The sequence below is a fragment of the Inquilinus sp. YAF38 genome (genome assembly GCF_052113205.1).
Lineage (GTDB): Bacteria > Pseudomonadota > Alphaproteobacteria > DSM-16000 > Inquilinaceae > Inquilinus.
Window position 1 is genome coordinate 26,348 of record NZ_JBFRCU010000022.1, and the last position, 21,287, is coordinate 47,634.

Annotated in this window: 14 protein-coding genes and 1 tRNA gene; 7 read left to right on the top strand and 8 right to left on the bottom strand. The window is 68.5% G+C overall.

Translation table 11 applies throughout. The features are described from left to right. The first annotated feature begins 196 nt into the window (after window positions 1-196). Genes AB4Z01_RS12520 through AB4Z01_RS12530 form a run of 3 tightly spaced genes read left to right on the top strand, consistent with a single transcriptional unit; the run spans window position 197 to window position 3,100 of the window. Complete coding sequence (locus AB4Z01_RS12520; RefSeq protein ID WP_441693986.1) at window positions 197-1,117, top strand: ABC transporter permease; 921 nt, start codon at window positions 197-199, stop codon at window positions 1,115-1,117. Beyond that, the gene (locus AB4Z01_RS12525; RefSeq protein WP_441693989.1) at window positions 1,114-2,067 is read left to right on the top strand and encodes an ABC transporter permease; all 954 of its coding nucleotides are present in this window, start codon (window positions 1,114-1,116) and stop codon (window positions 2,065-2,067) included. Before AB4Z01_RS12520 ends, AB4Z01_RS12525 begins: the two co-directional genes overlap by 4 nt. A gap of 31 nt (window positions 2,068-2,098) precedes the next feature. Next, complete coding sequence (locus AB4Z01_RS12530; protein WP_441693992.1) at window positions 2,099-3,100, top strand: ABC transporter substrate-binding protein; 1,002 nt, start codon at window positions 2,099-2,101, stop codon at window positions 3,098-3,100. A 46-nt stretch (window positions 3,101-3,146) separates the two neighbouring features. Here AB4Z01_RS12530 and AB4Z01_RS12535 read toward each other — a convergent pair whose 3' ends face one another. From AB4Z01_RS12535 to AB4Z01_RS12550, 4 genes are all read right to left on the bottom strand, one after another. Continuing rightward, window positions 3,147-4,646 carry a calcium-binding protein gene (locus AB4Z01_RS12535; protein WP_441693995.1) on the bottom strand — a complete coding sequence of 500 codons (1,500 nt, stop codon included), beginning with the start codon at window positions 4,644-4,646 and terminating at the stop codon, window positions 3,147-3,149. Beyond that, window positions 4,615-7,443, bottom strand: coding sequence for a beta strand repeat-containing protein (locus AB4Z01_RS12540; RefSeq protein WP_441693998.1), 2,829 nt, complete (start codon window positions 7,441-7,443; stop codon window positions 4,615-4,617). Before AB4Z01_RS12540 ends, AB4Z01_RS12535 begins: the two co-directional genes overlap by 32 nt. Before the next feature lie 652 nt (window positions 7,444-8,095). After that, window positions 8,096-11,200, bottom strand: a complete 3,105-nt coding sequence (locus AB4Z01_RS12545; RefSeq protein WP_441694001.1) for a calcium-binding protein — start codon at window positions 11,198-11,200, stop codon at window positions 8,096-8,098. A gap of 256 nt (window positions 11,201-11,456) precedes the next feature. After that, entirely contained in the window at window positions 11,457-12,323 is an 867-nt protein-coding gene (locus AB4Z01_RS12550) for an EamA family transporter (RefSeq protein ID WP_441694004.1), read from the bottom strand. Window positions 12,324-12,416: 93 nt separating this feature from the next. Between AB4Z01_RS12550 and AB4Z01_RS12555 the strand changes: the two genes are divergently transcribed. After that, window positions 12,417-12,881, top strand: a complete 465-nt coding sequence (locus tag AB4Z01_RS12555; RefSeq protein WP_342240563.1) for an Lrp/AsnC family transcriptional regulator — start codon at window positions 12,417-12,419, stop codon at window positions 12,879-12,881. A gap of 33 nt (window positions 12,882-12,914) precedes the next feature. Here the strand turns inward: AB4Z01_RS12555 and recR are convergent, their stop codons facing one another. Beyond that, the gene (gene recR, locus AB4Z01_RS12560; RefSeq protein ID WP_441694008.1) at window positions 12,915-13,505 is read right to left on the bottom strand and encodes a recombination mediator RecR; all 591 of its coding nucleotides are present in this window, start codon (window positions 13,503-13,505) and stop codon (window positions 12,915-12,917) included. A 139-nt stretch (window positions 13,506-13,644) separates the two neighbouring features. Between recR and AB4Z01_RS12565 the strand changes: the two genes are divergently transcribed. Then, window positions 13,645-13,718 (top strand) — tRNA-Gly (locus AB4Z01_RS12565). Between the two features lie 111 nt (window positions 13,719-13,829). Further along, window positions 13,830-15,191, top strand: coding sequence for a glutamine synthetase family protein (locus AB4Z01_RS12570; protein ID WP_441694010.1), 1,362 nt, complete (start codon window positions 13,830-13,832; stop codon window positions 15,189-15,191). Window positions 15,192-15,426: 235 nt separating this feature from the next. Here the strand turns inward: AB4Z01_RS12570 and AB4Z01_RS12575 are convergent, their stop codons facing one another. The 3 genes from AB4Z01_RS12575 to AB4Z01_RS12585 all read right to left on the bottom strand — a co-directional run bounded on the left by AB4Z01_RS12575 (window position 15,427) and on the right by AB4Z01_RS12585 (window position 19,619). Then, window positions 15,427-17,220, bottom strand: a complete 1,794-nt coding sequence (locus AB4Z01_RS12575) for a M2 family metallopeptidase (RefSeq protein ID WP_441694013.1) — start codon at window positions 17,218-17,220, stop codon at window positions 15,427-15,429. A gap of 133 nt (window positions 17,221-17,353) precedes the next feature. Beyond that, a complete protein-coding gene (locus AB4Z01_RS12580; protein WP_441694015.1) occupies window positions 17,354-18,367 on the bottom strand; it encodes a serine hydrolase domain-containing protein in 1,014 nt (337 codons plus the stop codon). Between the two features lie 151 nt (window positions 18,368-18,518). Continuing rightward, the gene (locus tag AB4Z01_RS12585) at window positions 18,519-19,619 is read right to left on the bottom strand and encodes an anhydro-N-acetylmuramic acid kinase (RefSeq protein ID WP_441694018.1); all 1,101 of its coding nucleotides are present in this window, start codon (window positions 19,617-19,619) and stop codon (window positions 18,519-18,521) included. Window positions 19,620-19,759: 140 nt separating this feature from the next. Here AB4Z01_RS12585 and AB4Z01_RS12590 point away from each other — a divergent pair, with 140 nt between their 5' ends. Next, the gene (locus tag AB4Z01_RS12590; RefSeq protein WP_441694020.1) at window positions 19,760-21,259 is read left to right on the top strand and encodes an ABC transporter substrate-binding protein; all 1,500 of its coding nucleotides are present in this window, start codon (window positions 19,760-19,762) and stop codon (window positions 21,257-21,259) included. The last annotated feature ends 28 nt before the right edge of the window (window positions 21,260-21,287 follow it).

Genomic DNA, 21,287 nt, shown 5'->3' on the forward strand with positions numbered 1-21,287 from the left:
GTCCGGGTGAGGGAACGGCTCGGTCTTGCCGAAGGTGTGGCCTCGCCACAAGCGAGCGGGTGATCCGCTCATATCCTGGGTGCGGCTGCTCCGGGGGATCGCGGCCGCAGGCCCTCACCCGGAGCCGCTTCGCGTCTCCGACCTCTCCCGCAAGCGGGAGAGGCAAAGCAAAAGACCGGCTTCTGGGTGGAGCCCCATGACCGCCCTGGCCCAATCCCTGCCCGCGCGGCCCGGCACCTGGGCGCGGCTGAAGGGCGGGCGGGCGTTGCCGCTGGCGACCGTGCTCGGCGCCTTCCTGGTCATCTGGTATCTCGGGTCGTTCTGGCTGAACGCGCCGCAGGCGGTGGAGCGTCTGAACCGCGCCGGGCCGGACTGGACCACCACGCAGTTCTTCGACGCGATCTGGAAGCTGGACCGGCCGCTGCTGCCGACGCCGGACCAGGTCGCGACCGATCTGTGGGGCAGCACCGTCGGCCGGCCGGTGACCAGCAACCGCAGCCTCGTCTACCACGCCTGGGTGACGATGAGCTCGACCCTGGTCGGCTTCGTCCTCGGCACCCTGCTCGGCATCCTGCTCGCCGTCGGCATCGTCCATGTGCCGACGCTCGACCGGTCGCTGATGCCCTGGGTGATCGCCAGCCAGACCGTGCCGATCCTGGCGATCGCGCCGATGATCGTGGTCGTGCTCGGCAATATCGGCCTCACCGGCGTGGTGCCGAAATCGATCATCTCGGCCTATCTCAGCTTCTTCCCGGTCACCATCGGCATGGTCAAGGGCCTGCGCTCGCCCGACCCGCTGCAGCTCGACCTGATGCGCACCTACTCCGCCCGGGGCGCCCAGGTGTTCTGGAAGCTGCGCTGGCCGGCGGCGGTGCCGTTCCTGTTCCCCAGCCTGAAGATCGGCATCTCGCTGGCCCTGGTCGGCGCCATCGTCGGTGAGCTGCCGACCGGCGCCCAGGCCGGCATCGGCGCCCGGCTCCTGACCGGCTCCTATTTCGGCCAGATGATCCAGCTGTGGTCGGCGCTGGTGATGGCGGCGCTGCTGGCCTTGCTCTGCGTCTTCGCCGTCACCCTCACCGAGCGCGCCGTGATCGCCAGCCGCGGAGGGCGGGGATGAGCGCGCGGGTGCTCTGCAGCCTGGGCTGGCTGCTCCTGGCGGTGATCCTGGCCGGCTTCGTGCTGTGGTGGATCGGCGATGGCGGCGTGTTCGCATCCGGCACCGTCTGGATCGCCCTGCCGATCGTGGCGGCCGTGGCCGCGGCCTGGATGGCGCTGCACGGCCTGTCGCCGGTGCCCGGCCGGGCCGCCGGCATCGCCGTGCCGATCCTGTTCGGCGCCGTGCTGCTGTGGCTGTGGCAGGTGCTGGTCACCGGCTTCCAGGTGCCGCAGATCCTGCTGCCGGCGCCGTCGCAGATCGGGGCGCGCTTCGCCGCCAGCACCGACACGCTTTGGGTCGATTTCGTCCAGACCTTCATCCGCTCGGCCATACCGGGCTTCTTGATCGGCTCCGGCGCCGGCTTCCTGACCGCGGTCGCGATCGACCGGTCGCCCTTCCTGCAGCGCGGGCTGCTGCCGCTCGGCTCCGCCGTCTCGGCCATGCCGATCGTCGGCATCGCGCCGATCATGATCATGTGGTTCGGCTTCGACTGGCACTCCAAGGCCGCCGTGGTCGTGGTCATGACCTTCTTTCCGATGCTGGTGAACGCGCTGGCGGGCCTCGAGGCCGCCGGCGCGATGGAACGCGACCTGATGCGCTCCTACGCCGCCAGCTATTGGCAGACGCTGCGCAAGCTGCGGCTGCCGGGCGCGCTGCCCTTCATCTTCAATGCGCTGAAGCTGAACGCCACCCTGGCCCTGATCGGCGCCATCGTGGCCGAGTTCTTCGGCACCCCGATCTACGGCATGGGCTTTCGCATCTCGACCGAGGTGGCGCGGCTGAACGTCGACATGGTCTGGGCCACCATCCTGGTCGCGGCCATCGCCGGCTCCGCCTCCTACGGGCTGCTCGCGCTGGTGGAGCGGGCGACCACCTTCTGGCACCCTTCGATGCGGGAAGCGGAACGCTGAACAAGATCCAACGAACGGGAGAGGCTTCAATATGAAAAAAATCATTCTGGGACTGGCCGCGATTGCAGCTCTGGGCTTCGGCCCGGCGCAGGCGGCGGATCCCTTCACCATCCAGCTGAAATGGGTCACCCAGGCCCAGTTCGGCGGCTATTACGTTGCCGCCGAAAAGGGCTTCTACGCCGATGAGGGGCTGGAGGTCACGATCAAGCCGGGCGGGCCGGACATCGCGCCGCCGCAGGTGATCGCGGCGGGCGGCGCCGACGTCATCGTCGAATGGATGCCGGCGGCGCTGGCGGCGCGCGAGAAGGGCGTGCCGCTGGTCAATGTGGCGCAGATCTTCAACCGCTCCGGCATGATGCTGACCTGCAAGAAGGAAAGCGGGATCAAATCGCCGGCCGACTTCAAGGGCAAGACCCTCGGCGTCTGGTTCGCCGGCAACGAATATCCGTTCCTGTCCTGGATGGGCAAGCTGGGCCTGTCGACCTCGGGCTCGAACCCGGACGTCAAGGTGCTGCGCCAGGGCTTCAACGTCGACCCGCTGCTGCAGAACCAGGCGGCCTGCATCTCGACCATGATCTACAACGAGTACTGGCAGGTGATCGACGCCGGCGTGCCGGAGAAGGACCTGATCACCTTCTATTACGAGGACCAGGGCGTGGCGACCTTGGAGGATGGGCTGTACGCCCTCGACTCCAAGCTCAAGGACCCGGCCTTCGTCGACCGGCTGGGCAAGTTCATCAAGGCGTCGGCCAAGGGCTGGGCCTATGCCAAGGCGCATCCGGACGAGGCCGGCAAGATCGTAGCCGAGGCCGATGCGTCGGGCGCGACCACCGACGCGGTGCAGACCCGCATGGCCGAGAACATCGCCAAGCTGATCACCGTGTCGGACGACAAGATCGGCTGGCTCGACCCCGAGGCATACAAGCGCACGGTGCAGGTGCTGCTGTCGAGCAAGAGCGACCCGGTGATCACCAAGGACCCGGGCGACGCCGCCTGGACCCACGCCGCCTGGGACAAGGGCATGGGCAAGTAGGCATGGCAGCGGCGGGGCGCCAGACCGTCCCCGCCGCAACCCGCCGCTACAGCACGAAGTCGCTGGCGATGAGGCCGATGGCGCCGGTGAGTTGGATGTGGAAGTCCGAGACGCCGTCGCCGTTGATGTCGCCGGCGATGGTGGTGACGGTGCCATCGGAAGAGTAGCGCAATTGGCCGGCCACGCCCGAATAGAGGGCGGTGCCGATGAAGGTGAAGGCTTGGTGGCCCGGCTCCGCGGCGACCGCATCGAACTGCGACAGGTCGATCTTGTCGCCCTGGAATCGGCTAAAATCGGTGATGCGGTCGGCGCTGGTGCCGACAAAGCTCTCGAACATGTTGATGTATATGAAGCGATCGGCCCCGGTGCCGCCGGTCAGCATGTCCTTGTTGTTGCCGCCGTTCAGCGTGTCGGCGCCGGCGCCCCCGGTCAGCGTATCGTTGCTGTCGCCGCCCGCCAGCGTGTCGGCGCCGGTGTCGCCGATCAGTACGTCGGCGCCGAGCCCGCCGCTCAGCACGTCGTCGCCCTCGTAGCCATTCAGTGTGTTGGCGCCGCCACTGCCGGTGAGGGTGTCGCCGGCCATGCTGCCGCTGACGTTCTCGATCGAGATGAAGACGTCGCCTGCGGCGCCGCCACCGCCCGTCCCGGCCGCGAGATCGACCGTCACGGCGACAGCCGACCCCCAATAGGTGACCAGGTCGGTATCATTGCCGCCGTCAAAGCGGTCGGCTCCGTCCTCGCCGCGAAGGATGTCGTAACCGCTGCCGCCATAGAGTTTGTTGTCGCCGGCGTTGCCGGTCAGCCTGTCAGCCCCGCTGGTACCTTCCAGGTTTTCGATATCGTTGGCAACGGTGTCGCCCTGGGCCTGGCCGCTCCAGGTCAGTCCGCCAATGGTCACGATCACGCCGACGAAGGTGCCCGCATAGCTGACGACATCCTCGCCATCGCCACCGGAGAGCGCGTCGGCTCCGGCCCCGCCGATCAGCCGGTCGTCGCCGGCGCCGCCCGAGAGCGTGTCGTCACCATCCAGGCCCACCAGCATGTTGTTCGCGGCGTTGCCGGTGAGGATGTCGGCATAAAGCGAGCCGGTCACGTTTTCGATGTCGCCGGCGATGAGATCGCCTTGCGCATCGCCGCCGGAGCCGGTTCCGCCGATGGTCACCGTGACGGCTGCAGCGCTTTCCTGATAGAAGATCGCATCGACCCCGGCGCCGCCGGAGATCGTGTCGGCCCCCGCCCCGCCATAGAGGCGATCGTTCCCCTCGCCGCCGGAAAGGGTATCGTTCCCGGCTTCGCCATAGAGATCATCGAAGCCGTCTCCGCCGTCGAGGATATCGTTGCCGCCATAGCCGTATAGATCGTCGGACTCTCCATGGCCGTAGATCTGCTCGGCATCGTCCGATCCATGGATGGTGTTTCTGAAATCGTCCCCGTCGATGCGGCCTGGCATGGTTCCTCTCCCTTTGTTGCAGGGAAGACCGGTGCCGGCAGGGCCGGCACCGGTTTCCTGACCGCTACAATACGAAGTCGGCCGCCTGCAGTGCAAAGGCGCCGGTCAGCTGGATGTGGAAGTCCGAGACGCCGTCGCCGTTGATGTCGCCGGCGATGGTGGTGACGCCGGGGGCGGTGATGGCGGCGCGCAGCTCGCCGGCATGGTGGGTGAAGGCGCCGCTGCCGATGAAGCTGAAGCCCTGGTCGCCGGCAGCCGCGGTGTTGGCGTCGATTCCCGCCAGGTCGATCCGGTCGGCCTGGGCATGGCTGAAATCGGTGATCCGGTCGGCATTGGCCCCGACCACGCTGTCGCCGACGGCGGTGAACTGGAAGCGGTCCGCCCCGGCGCCGCCGGTGAGGGTGTCCTTGCCGCCCCGGCCGACGAGAAGGTCGTTGCCGTTCCACCCCTGCAGGACATTGGCGCCGGCATTGCCGTAGAGCTGGTCCCAGCCCTGGCCGCCGGAGAGGTTCTCGATGCCGAACAGGATGTCGCCCTGGGCTTCGCCGCCGGTGCCGAGGCCGCTGGCCAGGCTGACCACGACTCCGGTGGTGGCGCTGTAGTAGCTCGCCGTATCGATACCGGCACCGCCGTCGAGGCGGTCGGCCCCGGCGCCGCCGCGGAGCACGTCGTCGCCGCCCCAGCCCGTCAGGGTGTTGGCGCCGGCGTCGCCGGCGAGGGTGTCGTTGGCCTGGCCGCCGGTGAGGTTCTCGATCCCGGTCAGGACGTCGCCCTGGGCTTCGCCGCCGCTGGCGGTGTGGGCGCCCAGATCGATCGAGACGCCGGTGGTGGCGTAGTAGTAGCTGGCGGTGTCGATGCCGGCGCCGCCGTCGATCACATCCGCCCCGGCGCCGCCGCGAAGCACGTCGTTGCCGTCCAGCCCCTGCAGCGCGTTGGCGAAGGCGTTGCCGACCAGGCTGTCGCCGCCCAGGCTGCCGATGGCGTTCTCGATGCCGGTATAGGTGTCGCCCTGGGCCTCACCGCCGCTGCCGACGCCGGATTGCAGGTTCACGGTCACCGGGCCGGTGGTGCCGGAATAGGTCACGGTGTCGCTGCCGGCGCCGCCGAAATACCGGTCACTGCCGGTGCCGCCCCGGAGCAAATCGTTGCCGGCGCCGCCGACGAGGCTGTCGTCGCCGCTGCCGCCGGAGAGCGTGTCGTTGCCGTTGCCGCCGAACAGGACGTCGCGATAGCCGGTGCCGGTGATTGTGAGGGCCGCGGCCGAGGTGTTGAAGATGAAGTTCGCGGCGGTCAGCTGGGCGATGGTGGTGTTGCCGATGCGGATGCTCTCGGACCAGCTGTCGTAGCCGAGCTCGATGACGACATCGCCGCCGTCCTGGCTCATGAACGGCGTCAGGCTGGCCAGGTCGGCGACCTTCAGGAAGGACAGGTCGATCTTGTCGCCGCCGGCGCCGGCGGTGAAGTCGGCGATCCGGTCGTCGCCGAACTCCCGGGTGTCGTATTTGAAGGTGTCGCTGCCGGTGCCGCCGCGCATCACGTCGTCGCCACTGCCGCCGATGAGCGTGTCGCTGCCGGCACCGCCGACAAGGCTGTCATTGCCGCTGCCGCCGCGCAGGATGTCGCTGGCATTGCCGCCGAACAGGACGTCGCGATAGCCGCTGCCGGTGGCGTCGACCACGGTGGCCGAGCTGTTGAAGACGAAGTTCGCGGCGATCAGCTGGTCGATCGTGGTGTTGGCGATGCGGATGCTCTCGGACCAGCTGTTGTAGCCGAGGGTGATGACGACATCCGCGGCGTCCTGGGTCATGAAYGGCGTCAGGCTGGCCAGGTCGGCGACCTTCAGGAAGGACAGGTCGATCTTGTCGCCGCCGGCGCCGGCGGTGAAATCGACGATGGTGTCGTCGCCGAACTGCCGGGTGTTGTAGACGAAGGTGTCGCTGCCGGTGCCGCCGCGCAGCGTGTCCTCGTCGCCGCCGCCGTTGAGCGTGTCGCTGCCGGCACCGCCGACGAGGCTGTCATTGCCGTTGCCGCCGCGCAGGATATCGTTGGCGTTGCCGCCGAACAGGACGTCGCGATAGCCGCTGCCGGTGGCGTCGACCACGGCGGTCGAGGCGTTGAAGACGAAGTTCGCGGCGATCAGCTGGGAGATGGTGGTGTTGGCGATGAGGATGCCCTCGGACCAGCTATTGTAGCCGAGATCGATGATGACGTTGCCGGCGACCTCGGTCATGAACGGCGTCAGGCTGGCCAGATCGGCGACCTTCAGGAAGGACAGGTCGATCTTGTCGCCGCCGGCGCCGGCGGTGAAATCGCTGAGGGTATCGTCGCCGAACTGCCGGGTGTCGTACTTGAAGATGTCGCTGCCGGTGCCGCCGCGCAGCGCGTCGTTGTCGCCGCCGCCGGTGATGGTGTCGTTGCCGGCGCCGCCCGTGAGGGCGTCGTTGCCGTTGCCRCCGCGCAGGATGTCGTTGGCGTTGCCGCCGAACAGGACGTCGCGATAGCCGGTGCCGGTGGTGTCGACCACGGCGGACGAGACGTTGAAGACGAAGTTCGCGGCGAGCAGCTGGTCGATGGTGACGTTGGCGATGCGGATGCTCTCGGACCAGCTGTTGTAGCCGAGGTCGATCACGACATCGCCGGCATCCTCGGTCATGAACGGCGTCAGGCTGGCGAGGTCCGCGACCTTCAGGAAGGACAGGTCGATCTTGTCACCGCCGGCGCCGGCGGTGAAGTCGGTGATGGTGTCATCACCGAACTGCCGGGTGTCGTATTTGAAGGTGTCGCTGCCGGCGCCGCCGGTGAGCGTGTCGTCGCCGCCGCGGCCGATGATGAGGTCGCTGCCGGCTCCGCCGGTGATGGTGTTGGCGCTGTCGTCGCCGATGTAGTCCGCCATTGCTTGGTTCCCCTTCTTTTACGGTTGGATCGCAGGCCCGCCGCGCGGCTTCAGCGTTGGAAGCCGGGCATGACGGCGCCGTCGGGCACCCTTCGTCGAAGGCCGCCCCGTCGCTCGCTCCCGATCGCGGGAGTGAGGGAATTCGGTTGTCCTGGGTGGGCGGCCGGAATTACCGGCCGCGAATGGTCACAGCAGGAGGTGGAAGGACCTCAGGCGAGCCTGGCTTCGGCCTGCCGGCGACCGGGACGCAGTGGCCATCAGTGTGCCCGACATGGCCGGTCCGACTGCGACACGCCCCGCTTCGGTTCCGTGAAGGACATCCAAGCTGCTCCCCACCTTATACAGCATTTGATGCAAATCGGACTGTACCGCGGCTGTTCTCGTCCCGGCAACCCGCGGTGATGGCCGCCGATCCCGTCGGCACGGCCATCCGATGCTCCGGTCGGGTGGCCGAACGGGCCCGACATGCCGCCGGCAGACTGCCCTCGACGACACCGTCCGCACTAGGAATCCGGACCGTGTCGCCACTGCGCGCTTACCATCCTGGATATCGGCAGATGGTGGCGCGAATGTGTCGCCAGAGGTAGATTGTCGTCCTAATCCGACATTTTGGCCAACATCGCCGGATGGCAATCAGGACGCCGATCCATGACTACAAGGCGAAGTCGGACGCCTGCAGCGAGACGGCGCCGGTCAGCGTAATGTGGAAGTCGGAGACGCCGTCACCGTTGAGGTCGCCGGCAATGGTGGTGACGCCCCCGCCGACGGTGAAGCGCAACTCGCCGGCATGGCGGGTGAACAGGCTGGAGCCGATGAAGCTGAAGCCCTGGTCTCCAGCCACGGCCGAATTGGCGTCGATCGCCGCCAAGTCGATCTTGTCCAGCTGGGCCCGGCTGAAATCGGTGATGCGATCGGCATTGGCGCCGGTCCCGCTGTCGCCGGACGCGATGAAGGCGAAGCGGTCGGCGCCGGCGCCGCCGGTCAGCGTATCCTTGCCTGCCCCGCCGCGGAGCACGTCGTTGCCGCCCCAGCCCTGCAGCGCATTGGCGCCGGCATTGCCGATCAGGGTATCGGCGTTCTGGCTGCCGGCCACGTTCTCGATCGACACCAGGATGTCGCCCTGGGCCTCGGCGCCACCGATTGCGCCGGTGGCCAGGTTCACGCTGACCCCAGCCCAGCTGTTGTAGTAGCTGGCGGTGTCGCTGCCGGCACCGCCGTCGAGGCGGTCGGCCCCGGCGCCGCCGCGAAGCGCGTCGTCGCCGCCCCAGCCCTGCAGGATGTTGACGCCGGCGTTACCCGCGAGGGTGTCGTTGAATTGGCCGCCGGTAAGGTTCTCGATCGAGACCAAGCGATCACCCTTGGCTTCGCCGCCGCTAGCGATCCCGGTGCCCAGATCGATCGAGACGCCGGTGGTGGCGTAATAGTAGCTGGCCGCGTCGTTGCCGTCGCCGCCGTCGAGCACATCCGCCCCAACGCCGCCGCGAAGCACGTCGTTGCCGCCCTGGCCCTCCAGCCAGTTGGCGCGGGCATCGCCGATGAGGATGTCGTTGGCCTGGCTGCCGTCGACGTTCTCGATCGAAACGAGGATGTCGCCCTGGGCGTCGCCGCCGCTGCCGACACCGGCGGCCAGATCCGCCGTGACCCCGACGCTGCTGGTCTCGTAGCTGGCAGTGTCGGTACCGGCACCGCCGTCGAGGCGGTCGGGCCCGACGCCGCCGCGGAGCAGGTCATTGCCGTCCCCGCCCTGCAGCGTGTTGGCGCTGGTATTGCCGATCAAGGTGTCGGCCGCCTTGCTCCCGGAGATATTCTCAATCGAGACTAGGATGTCGCCCTGGGCGTCACCGCCGCTGACCAAGCCGGTGGACAGATCCACAGTGATCCCGGCCCAGCTATCGTCGTAGCTGACGGTGTCGCTGCCTTCACCGCCATCGATGCGATCGGACCCGTTGTAGTCGAGGATTGTGTCGTTGCCGACGCCGCCGTCGATTCGGTCGTTCCCATAGTAGTCAGAGATCGTATCGTTGCCGGCACCGCCGACGATGCGGTCGTTCCCATAGTAGTCAGAGATCGTGTCATTGCCGGCACCGCCGTCGATGCGGTCGTCTCCTCCTTCATAGCTGTCATAGATCGTGTCGCTGCCGGCACCTCCAAACAGGACGTCGTTGGAGTAGGTGCCGTCGATGGTGAGAGGGCTGGTTGACGTTCTGAAGATGAAATCGGCGTTGCTCAAGCTGCTCAGGGCGACGTTCTTGATGCGGATGATTTCGGGGCCCCAACTTTCAGAGCCGAAGGTGATGACGACGTCGTTGCCGTCCTGGTTCATGAAGGGCAGGAGTCTGCCGAAATCGTCGACGTGGAAAAAGGTAAGATCGATCCTGTCGCCGTTAGCGTCGAAGTCGACGATTGTATCGGCGCCGAACCGGCGCAGGTTGAAGACGAAGACATCGTCGCCGGGGCCACCGACCAGGCTGTTGTCGGCACTGCTGCCGATAATCGTGTCGTTACCGGCACCGCCGAACAGGACTTCGTGCTCGTAGTCGTAGCCGGTGCCGATGACAGTGAGAGGGCTGTTCGAGGTGTTGAAGATGAAATCCGCGGTGCTCAGGCTGCCCAGGGAAACGTTCAGGAGGCGTATGCTCTCGCCGAAGTCGCTGAAGGTGATGACGACGTCGTTGCCCTTCTGGGCCATGAAGGGCAGGAGGCTGGCGATATCGGCGATGTGAAGAGCGAACAGATCGATCCTGTCGCCGTTGGTGTCGAAGTCGGCGATCGTGTCGTAGCCGAACTCGCGCTGGTTATAGATGAAGACATCGTTTCCGGTGCCTCCCATGAACCAGCTGCCACCGATGAGACGGTCGTCGCCGCCACCGCCGACGAGAGATCCGAAACCTGAGATAAGATCATTGCCGTTGCCGCCGAACAGGACGCCCTCGCTATCAGGGGAACGGGTAACGACGAGCCACGTGGGCGACGTGTTGAAGATGAAATCATCGTCGCTCAAGCTGCTCAGGGTGACATTCTTGAGGCGAATGGTTTCACTATACAGGCTCCAGGAATCGCGGGCGGGTTCAAGGATGATGACCACGTCGGTGCGGTCCTGGACCATGAAGGGCCGCAGGCTGGCGAGATCGGCGACATGGAGATAGGACAGATCGATCCTGTCGCCATTGATGTCGAAATCGGCAATCGTGTCGTCGTTGAACTCGCGGCTGTTGTAGACGAAGACGTCATGACCTGCATTGCCGACCAGCCAGTCGTCGCCGGTGCCGCCGATGATGCGGTCGTTGCCGGCGCCACCGATGAGGGTGTCGTTGGTACCGCCACCTGAAATCGTGTCGTTGCCGGCGCCGCCGAACAGGACGTCGCGCTGGTCGGTGCCTGTGACGGTGAGGGCGCTGGCCGACGTGTTGAAGACGAAATCGGTGCTGCTGAGGCTGGACAGGGCGATGTTCTTGATGCGGATGCCTTCGGTATAGCCGTCATGGCCGAGGCTGATGAAGACGTCGTTGCCCTCCTGGCGCAGGACGTGCCACAGGCTGGCGAAATCGGCGACATGGAGATAGGAGAGGTCGATCCGGTCACCATTGGTGTTGAAGTCGGTGACGATGTCGTAGCCGAACCCCCGCGTGTCGTAGACGAAGACGTCGTTGCCGGCGCCTCCGGTCAGCGTGTCGTCGCCGCCGCGGCCGGTGATCCGATCGTCGCCGGTGCCGCCTATGATGGTCTCGCCCGCATCGGTTCCAATGTAATTCGCCATTGCGTCTTCCCCCTCCCGCAATTCGATCGACTATCCGCCAAACGGCACTCGCCTTCGCACGATGGCGAAGGCGTGGGCCCAATCTCTCATCTCCTATGGGGTCGCCGGTCCTGCCGTCGGCACAACCGCAGCCTCAGCCGCCGCGTTCGAGCCCGGTCATGACGTGCAAAATGTCTCTCCCCCCACCCGATGTGAAGTTTGTCTCAAATCTCGGCGGTCGGCAATTCGCTGAATTGAGACCCTGTCGCGTCGCCCGTCAGGCCCGGCCTGCCCGGTGCAGGGCGACGCCGGCCATCACCAGGGCGATGCCGGTCAGGTCCCGGGTCGAGGGGATCTGTCCCAGCACCAGGATTCCGATCCCGGTGGCGGTGGCGGGCAGCAGCGACAGCATCAGTGCGAAGCTGGCGCGCGGCAGCCGGGCCATGGCCAGCAGGTCGCAGACATAGGGGATGACCGAGGAGGCGATGCCGACCCCGATCCCGGCCAGCAGCAGCACCGGGTCGGTCAGCGCCGGCAGGGCCGGGCCCAGCCCGAACGGGGTGATCGCCACCAGCGCCGCCAGCATAGCCGCCGCCAGCCCATCGATGCCGTCGGCCCCGGCGATGCGATGGGCCAGCATGATATAGGCGACGAACAGCGCGGCATTGGCGAAGGCCAGGGCATAGCCCAGAACGTCGCCCTCCAGCCGGATCTGGGTCAGCATCGCCACCCCGGCCGCCGCCACGCTCAGCGCCACCAGGTTGCGCCGGCTGCGCAGCCCGGCCGCGGCCAGGCCGATCGGCCCCAGGAACTCGATGGCGCCGACCGTGGCCAGCGGCAGCCGGGCGATGGCCAAATAGAAGCAGGCGTTCATCGCCGCCAGCACCAGGCCGAGGCCGACAAGCGTCCAGCGATCGGCGCGGCTGCTGCGCCGCCACAGCCGCCAGGGCCGGCGCCACAGCGCGAACACCAGGGCGGCGGTGGCGATGCGCAGCCAGGCGACGCCCAGCACCTCGACCGCGCCGAACAGCAGCACGGCGCAGGCCGGCCCGAGATAGTGGAACACGGCGCTGACGACGAAGAACAGCTGCGGCGGCAGCCGCTGGGCCAGCGGTAGGGCGGCGGAGGTCTCGGGCGTCGACATGGCCGCAAGATTTGCATGCGCCGGCGCTGCGGCCCATGGTCGGTCGAAGCCCCGTGCCATCATCTGCCTTCGTTCCGAAGGGAGTTCGTCGAATTGGCCTTCCAGGTCTCGCCGCTGCTCGCCGACGAGCGCAACCTCGCTTTGCTCCGCCTGCTGCAGGCCGAGCCGCGGCTGGGCGTGGCCGAGCTGGCCCGGCGGATCGGCATGTCGGCGCCGGCGGTGCGCGAGCGGCTGCTGCGGCTGGAGGAGGCGGGGGTGATCCGCGGCTGGCGGCTGGAGCTGGAGCCGCGGGCGCTCGGCTATCCGCTGACCGTGTTTGTCCGCATCCGGCCGATGCCGGGGCAACTGCCGAAGATCGCCGAGCTGGCGCGGGCGATGCCGCAGGTGGCGGAGTGCCACCGCATCACCGGCGAGGACTGCTTCATCCTGAAGGTGCATGTCGAGGCGATCGAGACGCTGGACCGGCTGCTCGACCGCTTCCTGGCGCATGGCCAGACCACCACCTCGATCGTCCAGTCCACCCCGGTGCCGCCGCGCGACCCGCCGCTCCCGGGATAGGGCCCGGCGGGCCGGCCGGGGCTACAGCCGGGGTTACAACCCCCGGCGCGAGCGCAGGGCGGCGACCAGCGTGCCGTCGTCGAGATAGTCCAGCTCGCCGCCCACCGGCACGCCATGCGCCAGGCGGGTGATGCTGGGGCCGGCGCCCTCCAGCTTCTCGGCCAGGTAATGCGCCGTGGTCTGGCCGTCGACCGTGGCGTTCAGGGCCAGGATCACCTCGGTCACCCCTGGCTCGCGGGCGCGGGCCAGCAGGCGCGGGACCGACAGGTCCTCCGGCCCGATGCCGTCGATCGCCGACAGCGTGCCGCCCAGCACGTGGTAGCGGCCGCGGAAGGCGCGGGCCCGCTCCAGCGCCCACAGGTCGGCCACCTGCTCGACCACGCAGATCACCCCGGCGTCGCGGGCCGGGTCGCTGCAGATCGGGCAGGGGTCGACGGTGTCGAGGTTGCCGCAGACCGAGCACGGCACGATCGCCGTGGCCGCCGCGTCCAGCGCCTCGGCCAGCGGGCGCATGACGGTGTCGCGGTGGCGCAGCAGATGCAGCGCGATCCGGCGCGCCGACCGCGGCCCCAGCCCCGGCAGCCGCGCCAGCAGGTCCATCATGGTGGCGATCTCGCCGCTCATCCGCGCTCCACTCCCGCCGCCCTCCCGGGCATCGATCCTATCCGACGGACTTTCTAGCACAGCAGGCGAAACCGAACCCGTCGCGATCGCACCGAGGCGCCTTGAACGGCATCGCCGCTTCGCCTATAACCGACGGCGCGCGGGTGTAGCTCAATGGTAGAGCAGAAGCTTCCCAAGCTTACGACGAGGGTTCGATTCCCTTCACCCGCTCCAGCCTCCCGATCACCGCCGCCCGATCTTTCATGACCGTCCCGCGCCCGCGGCCGGTTCCGCTCGCCTCCGCCTCCGCCTAAGCTTCCCGGCGGCACCGACCGAAGGGGAACCATGCCTGACGCGACCAAGGCCGCCGATCCGGCGCAGGAATGCCTCGACTTCCTGGCCCGGCACCGCGACATCCGCTTCGTCGACATCCTGCTGACCGATGCCTGCGGCGTGCAGCGCGGCAAGCGCATCCCGAGGGCCGAGCTGGAGCGGATCTGGCGCAACGGCCGCTACATGCCCGGCTCGATCATCAGCCTCGACATCACCGGGGCGGATGTCGAGGAGACCGGCCTGGTGTGGGAGGACGGCGACGCCGACCGCACCGCCCGCCCGATCCCCGGCACGCTGGTGCCGGTGCCGTGGAAAGCCGAGCCCTCGGCCCAGGTCCTGCTGACCCTGTTCGAGCTGGACGGCGCGCCCTCTGCCTACGACCCGCGCCAGGTGCTGTCCCGGGTGGTGTCGCGGCTGGCCGCCGACGGCCTGCATCCCGTGGTGGCGGTGGAGCTGGAGTTCTACGTCTTCGACGAATCCTGGCGCGAGACCGGGCGGCCGATCCCGCCGCGCGGCGCCAGCACCGGCAAGCAAGCCTATGGCATGGCCGATCTCGACGAGCTCGGCGACTTCCTGGCCGATCTCTACGCCTGCTGCGAGGTCCAGGGCCTGCCGGCCGACACCGCGATCAGCGAATACGCGCCGGGCCAGGTCGAGATCAACCTGAAGCACCGCGCCGACGCGCTGCGGGCGGCCGACGACGCCATCCTGTACAAGCGGCTGGTCCGCGCCGTGGCCCGGCGGCACGGCATGGAGGCCACCTTCATGGCCAAGCCCTATGCCGGCGAGACCGGCAGCGGCACCCATCTGCACATCAGCCTGGCCGATGAGGACGGCGGCAACCGCTTCGCGGCGGAGGGCGGTGACGACCTGCTGCGCCACGCCATCGGCGGCATGGGGGCGACGATCCGCGACGGCATGCTGGTGTTCGCACCGAACGCCAACTCCTACCGGCGGTTCCAGACCCTCAGCTATGCGCCGCTTGCCCCGACCTGGGGCGTCAACAACCGCACGGTGGCGCTGCGCGTCCCGATCGGCCCGCCGGCGGCGAAGCATGTCGAGCATCGGGTGGCCGGCGCCGACGCCAACCCCTATCTGGCGCTGGCGGCGGCGCTGGCCGGGATGCATCGCGGCATCCTCGACCGGCGCGACCCCGGCCCGCCGGTGACCGGCAACGGCTATGGCACCCCGGCCTCGGACATCCCGCCGAACTGGCTGGATTCGATCCGCGACTTCCGCGCCTCGGCCCTGATGCGCGACTATCTCGGCGACGCCTTCGTCGACGCCTTCGCCAAGATCAAGCTGGCCGAATACCGCCGCTTCCACAGCCAGGTGCCGCCGCTGGATTTCGATTGGTACGTCAAGGTGGTGTGAGGACGGACACTCGGCCAAAGAACGGATTGCCCCCCGCAGGCGAGACCTTTTCACAGCGCCCATCCCCTCACCGTCATTGCGAGGAGGCGAAGCCGACGAAGCAATCCAGGGGCCAGTGCGAGCGGCCCTGGATTGCTTCGCTGCGCTCGCAATGACGATGTTGGGGATTCTGAAAAAACCTCGCAAACGAGAGAGGCCACGGAAAGGTGGCCCCTTCAGATGAGGGGCCAAGCCCTCACCACCCGCAGCTCTGGCCCTTGTTCTGCTCGGTCAGCCAGTCGTTCAGGGGCGTGAAATACTCGACCACCGCGCTGGCGTCGGTCTTCCGCTCGCCGGTGAAGGCCTCCAGCTCGTCCGGCCAGGGCTTGGACTGGCCCATCTCCAGCATCGCGTTGAAGCGCTGGCCGACCTGCTTGTCGCCATAGACCGAGCAGCGGTGCAACGGACCGGTCCAGCCGGCCTGCTGGCAGGCGGCGCGCTGGAACTGGAACTGGTAGATCGCCGCCAGGAAGTACCGGGTGTACGGCGTGTTGCCCGGGATGTGGTACTTGGCGCCGGGGTCGAAGGCGTCGGCCGGGCGCGGCCCCGGCGGCACCAGCCCCTGGTATTTCAGCCGCAGCGCCCACCAGGCGTCGTTGTACTGCTCCGGCGCCGCCTTCCCCGCGAACACCTCCCAGCGCCAGCGGTCGACCAAGAGGCCGAAAGGTAGGAAGGCGATCTTGTCGAGCGCCATCTTCAGCAGGAAGGGGATGTCGCCCTCGGCGCCCGGCACCTTGTCCAGCAGGCCGATCTGCTTCAGGTAAGTCGGAGTCAGCGCCGACAGCCCGACGAAATCGCCGATCGCCTCGTGGAACCCGTCATTGGCCCCGTTCTTGAACAGGTAAGGCTGGTCCTTGTAGGCGCGCTGATAGTAGTTGTGCCCAAGCTCGTGATGGACGGTGTAGAAATCCTCGCCGTTCACCTTGGTGCACATCTTGATGCGGACATCGTCGCGATCATCGAGGTCCCAGGCCGAGGCGTGGCAGACGACGTCGCGCCCCTCCGGCCGGACGATCTGCGAGCGCTGCCAGAACGTCTCCGGCAAGGGCGCCAGGCCCAGCGAGGTGTAGAAGGCCTCGCCGGTCTTCACCATCCTGGTGGCGTCGTAGCCGGCATCGACCAGCAGCTTGTCCAGGCTGTAGCCCGCGGCCTCGTCCTTCGGCGCCACCAGGTCGTAGATGTTGCCCCAGGACTGGGCCCACATGTTGCCCAGCAGGTCGGCGCGGATCGGGCCGGTCTTCGGCTGCACCGAATCGCCGTATTTCGCGTTCAGCCGGCCGCGGACATAGCAGTGCAGGTTCTGGTAGAACGGCTCGACCTGGCCCCACAGCCGGTCGGTTTCGGCCGCGAACTCATCGGCCGGCATGTCGTCGCCGGACCGCCACAGCGCGCCGGTGTCGGCATAGCCCAGCGCCGTCGACCCCTCATTGGCCAGCGCCACCAGCCGGGCATAGTCCGGCCGCATCACCGGCGAGATGCTGTGCCAGCCCTCCCACACCGCCCTGGTCTCGGCCGGGTCGCGTGAGGCGGCCAGGATGTCCTCGGCATCGCTCAAGGTCAGGGTCTTGTCCTGCAGCTGGAATTCGCCGGTCGAGTAGGTGGAATCGAGCTTTGTGCTCAGCGTCGCCAGCTCGCGCGCGGCGCCTGGCCGGTCCGGCGCCGGCAGCACCAGGTTGCGCTTCAGGATGTCGAGCTTGCGCCGCGTCACCGGGTCCAGCGTGACCGCGTCGAAGCGCGAGGCCTGCTGGGCATAGGTGCTGGTCTTCTCGGTCCACTCGCCATTGGCCTTGGCCTCGAGCCACTGGGTGTCGTCGGTGATGAAGGTGGCGCGCACCCAGGACGCCTTGTTGAGGTATTCGCTGGTGGCGGCCAGGTCGGCCTCGGCCTTGTCGACGAAGGCGCGGGCTTCGTCGGGGGTCTGGGCCGGGGCGGCGATGCCCCACAGCAGGGCGGCCGCGGCGGTGCCGGCGGCCAGCGGGCGGGATCTCATCGGGACGGTCCCCCTATGCATTGAATTTTATGAGAAATTGCCGGCCTTCTCCCCATGGCCGGACCGATTGCGGCCATGGAAGGATGGCCGGGACTCGCCTGTCAACCGCGGCGTAGGAGTGGTGCCCTAGGCCTCAGAACGGCCAGGCCGCCGACACCGCATTCGACACCCCGCGCCGCAACGCCTGGATGCCGGTCTCGACATGGCGCGAGGGATGCACCCGGTTGGTCAGCAGGGTCCAGGCGTGGCCGCGCTCCAGGTCAAGCCACAGCGCCGTGCCGGTGAAGCCGGTGTGGCCGATCGTGTCGGGCGAGCACAGCGACCCGCCGGACCAGCCCTCGTGCCGCACCTGCCAGCCCAGGCCGTGCGGATGGTCCCCGACGCGCAGCATCTCGGCCACCGTGGCCGGGCGCAGCACCTCGCCCGCCAGGAAGGACCGGGCGAAATCCAGCACCGCGGCGGCACTGCCGAACAGCCCGGCATGGCCGGCCAGGCCGCCCAGGGCATAGGCGTTCTCGTCATGCACCTCGCCGCGCATCACCCGGCCGCGCCAGGTGCAGCGCTCGGTGGCCACAGCGCGGGCCGGGCCGGGGCTGGCGGCGAAGTCGCCGGGAGGCAGCAGGTCGCGCAGCGGCTTGTCCCGCAGCCGCTCGACCAGGATGCCCAGCAGCACGTAGTTGACGTCGGAATAGGTCTCGGGCCCCGCCGCCCAGTCCTTCTGCAGCACCAGCGCCTTCAGCGTCTCCGGGTCGCTGCCCCAGGTGTACAGCGGCTCCACCGCCGGCAGGCCGGACCGGTGGGACAGCAACTGCCGGATGGTGGCCTGCCGCACCCAGTGCTCGGGCTGGTACTGGCGCAGGTCGGGCAGGTGCAGCACCAGCGGGTCGGCCAGGTCGATCCGCCCCTGCTCGACCAGCCGCAGCACCTCGGTCGTCGTCAGGATCACCTTGGTCAGGCTGGCCAGGTCGAACAGCGCGTCTTCGGTCAGGGCCGCGCGCTCCGGCACCAGCGCGGCGTGGCCGCCGGAGCGGATCGTGCGGTCGCCGTCGCGGGTCACCAGCCCCAGCACGGCGCCGGGGATGCGGCCGGCATCGATCGCTTCATCGGCCAGGGCGAAGGCGGCATCGGCCGCGGCGGCGAGGGTCATTCGAGGGAGTCCAGGGCGAAACTGCTCACCCCTATTGTCATGCCCGGGCTTGACCCGGGCATCCAGGGCTTTTTGACAAGTCCCGTCCGTATTGGCCCCTGGATCGCCGGGTCAAGCCCGGCGATGACAGAAGTGAGTGCGCCGGGCTCCATCACGCCGCCCGGCTCAGCGGCCGGTGCAGCACGCCGCCGGTCATCGGCCGGGGCACGCCGGTGGTGGTCGGCAGGCTCAGCGGCAGCCCGTCCAGCGAGCGCACGGCGAGGAAGGCGAAGGCCTGGGCCTCCAGCGCGTCGCCGTCCCAGCCCACCGCCTCGACCGGGTCGACCGGCACGCCGAGCGCCTGCCGCAGCCCGTTCATCAGTGTCGAGTTGTGCCGGCCGCCGCCGGTCACCAGCCAGCGCCCGGGCGCGGCAGCGAAGTGGCGGCGCGACGCGGCGACCGAGGCGACGGTGAAGGCGGCCAGGGTGGCGGCGCCGTCGGCCAGCGACAGCCCGTCCACCGCCGCCATCGGGAAGTCGTTGCGGTCCAGCGATTTCGGTGGCGGCGCGTCGAAATAAGGGTTGGCCAGCAGCGCCGAAAGACGGTCCTGCGCCACCGTGCCCGAGGCGGCGATGCGGCCGTCCTCGTCGTAGCGCGCGCCGGTGTGGCGCTGCACCCAGTCGTCGATCATGGCGCTGGCCGGACCGGTGTCGAAGGCGGTGATGGCGCCCCCTTCGATCACCGTGACATTGCCGACCCCGCCGAGATTCAGCACCGCCAGCGGCCGCGGCAGGTCCTTGGCCAAAGCGGCGTGGTACAGCGGCGCGAAGGGCGCGCCCTGGCCGCCGGCGGCGACGTCGGCGGAGCGGAAATCGTTGACGCAGGGGATGCCCATCGCCGCTGCCAGCCGGGCGCCGTCGCCGAGCTGCCGGGTGAAGCGCCGCTCCGGCCGGTGCAGGATGGTCTGGCCGTGCATGCCGACCACGTCGACCRCCTCCGGCTTCAGCCCGGCCTCGTCCAGCAGGCGGCGCACCGCGGCGATGTTCAGGTCGGTGACCGCGGCGGCCAGCTCGTCCAGCGCCTCGTGCTCGGCCCGCGCCGGGTCGCGCGCCACCGCCAGCAAGGCGTCGCGCACCGCGTCGGTGTAGGGCGTGGTCGAGGCCGCGCCGCAGGCGAAGACGGTCTCGCCGTCGGTCTCGATCACCGCCACGTCGACCCCGTCCATCGAGGTGCCGCTCATCAGGCCGATCGCGGTGCGCCGGGCTCCTGGCATGGTCTTCGCCTCCTCGCTCGATTCGTCTCCGACGATAGCGCCGAATCGGGCGGCGCGCGAAGCGGGGAAGGTTCCCAACGGCGTTGACCTCGTTCGGCGAACGCGCCTTACTGGCCGCAAATCGACAGGGGAGGCTGAAGATGGGGCGGATGATTCGGGCATCGCTGGCGGCGGCCTTGGCGCTTATCGCGCCGATGGCCTGGGCGCAGACGCTGGAGGTCGCGACCGACCAGTCGCCGGTCGGGCTGGACCCGCATGTCGCCACCTCCTTCGCCACGGTGCTGGTCAACGGTGCGGTCTATGAGGGCCTGACCTCGATCGACAAGGACCTGAAGGTGGTGCCGGAGCTGGCCGAATCCTGGACCGTCTCACCCGACGGGCTGACCTATGTCTTCACCCTGCGCCAGGGTGCGAAGTTCCATGACGGGTCGCCGGTGACCCCGGCCGATGTCGCCGCCAGCTTCGCCCGGGTGCGCGACCCCAAGACCGGCTCGCCCTATGCCAGCCGCATCGACATGGTGAAGGAGGTCAAGCCGACCGGCGACCGCCAGGTGACGGTGACGCTGACCACGCCCTCGGCCCCCTTCCTCGCCAACCTGCCGCAGATCTCGATCGTGCCGGCCGCAGCCGCGACCGGCGGCATCGACCTGCAGCGCAAGACCGACGGCACCGGCCCGTTCACGCTGAAGGAATGGGTGCCCGACACCTATCTGCTGCTGGCGAAGGTGGACGGCTATTGGGAGCCCGGGCTGCCGAAGCTCGACGCGGTCAAGATCAACATCGTGCCGGAGGCCTCGACCCGGCAGGTCGGCCTGTCCGGCGGCACCTATCAGCTGCTGCCGAATGTCGACCCGGCCACGGCGGCGACGCTGCAGGGCACGCCCGGCGTCACCCTGCTGGAGACGACCGACCTGTCCTACACGCTGGTCGGCATGAACGTGTCGAAGCCGCCCTTCGACAACCCGAAGGTGCGCGAGGCGCTGAACACCGCGATCGACCGGTCGCAGATCGTCGAGGCCGCCTATTTCGGCAAGGGGCAGCCCGGCGGGCCGTTGTCGCCCGCGCTGAAAGACTGGGCGCTGCCGGTCTCGGACTTTCCCTGCTACGCCGCCGATCCGGAGAAGGCGAAGGCGCTGCTGGCCGAGGCCGGCGTCACCCTGCCGCTGAAGGCGGAGCTGAAGGTGCTGGGCTCGAACCAGCTGGTGGTCGACGTCTCCCAGGTGGTGCAGGCCCAGCTCAACGCCGCCGGCTTCGAGGTGGCGCTGAACGTGCAGGAGCAGGGCACCTTCATCCAGGACTGGCGCAACTCCAACTTCCAGCTCTTCGCCTCGATCAACGGCGGCGTCGCCGACCCGGACGGCTACCTGTTCCGCACCTTCCGCACCGGCGGCTCGACCAACGTGTTCAAGTACTCCGATGCCGAGGTCGACAAGCTGCTGGATGAGGGGCGGACGACGCTGGACCCGGCCAAGCGCAAGGCGATCTACGCCGACCTGCAGAAGCGCCTGGCCTGCGACGGACCGATCGCGCATCTGGCCTTCGGCCAGCTGTTCACCGCGGTGCGCGACGGCGTCACCGGCTACGAAATCACCGGCAACCGCTCCACCCGCTCGCTGCGGCAGACGGCGCTGGAGAAGTGAGGATGCACGGCGCTGCTCCCGTCTCTTT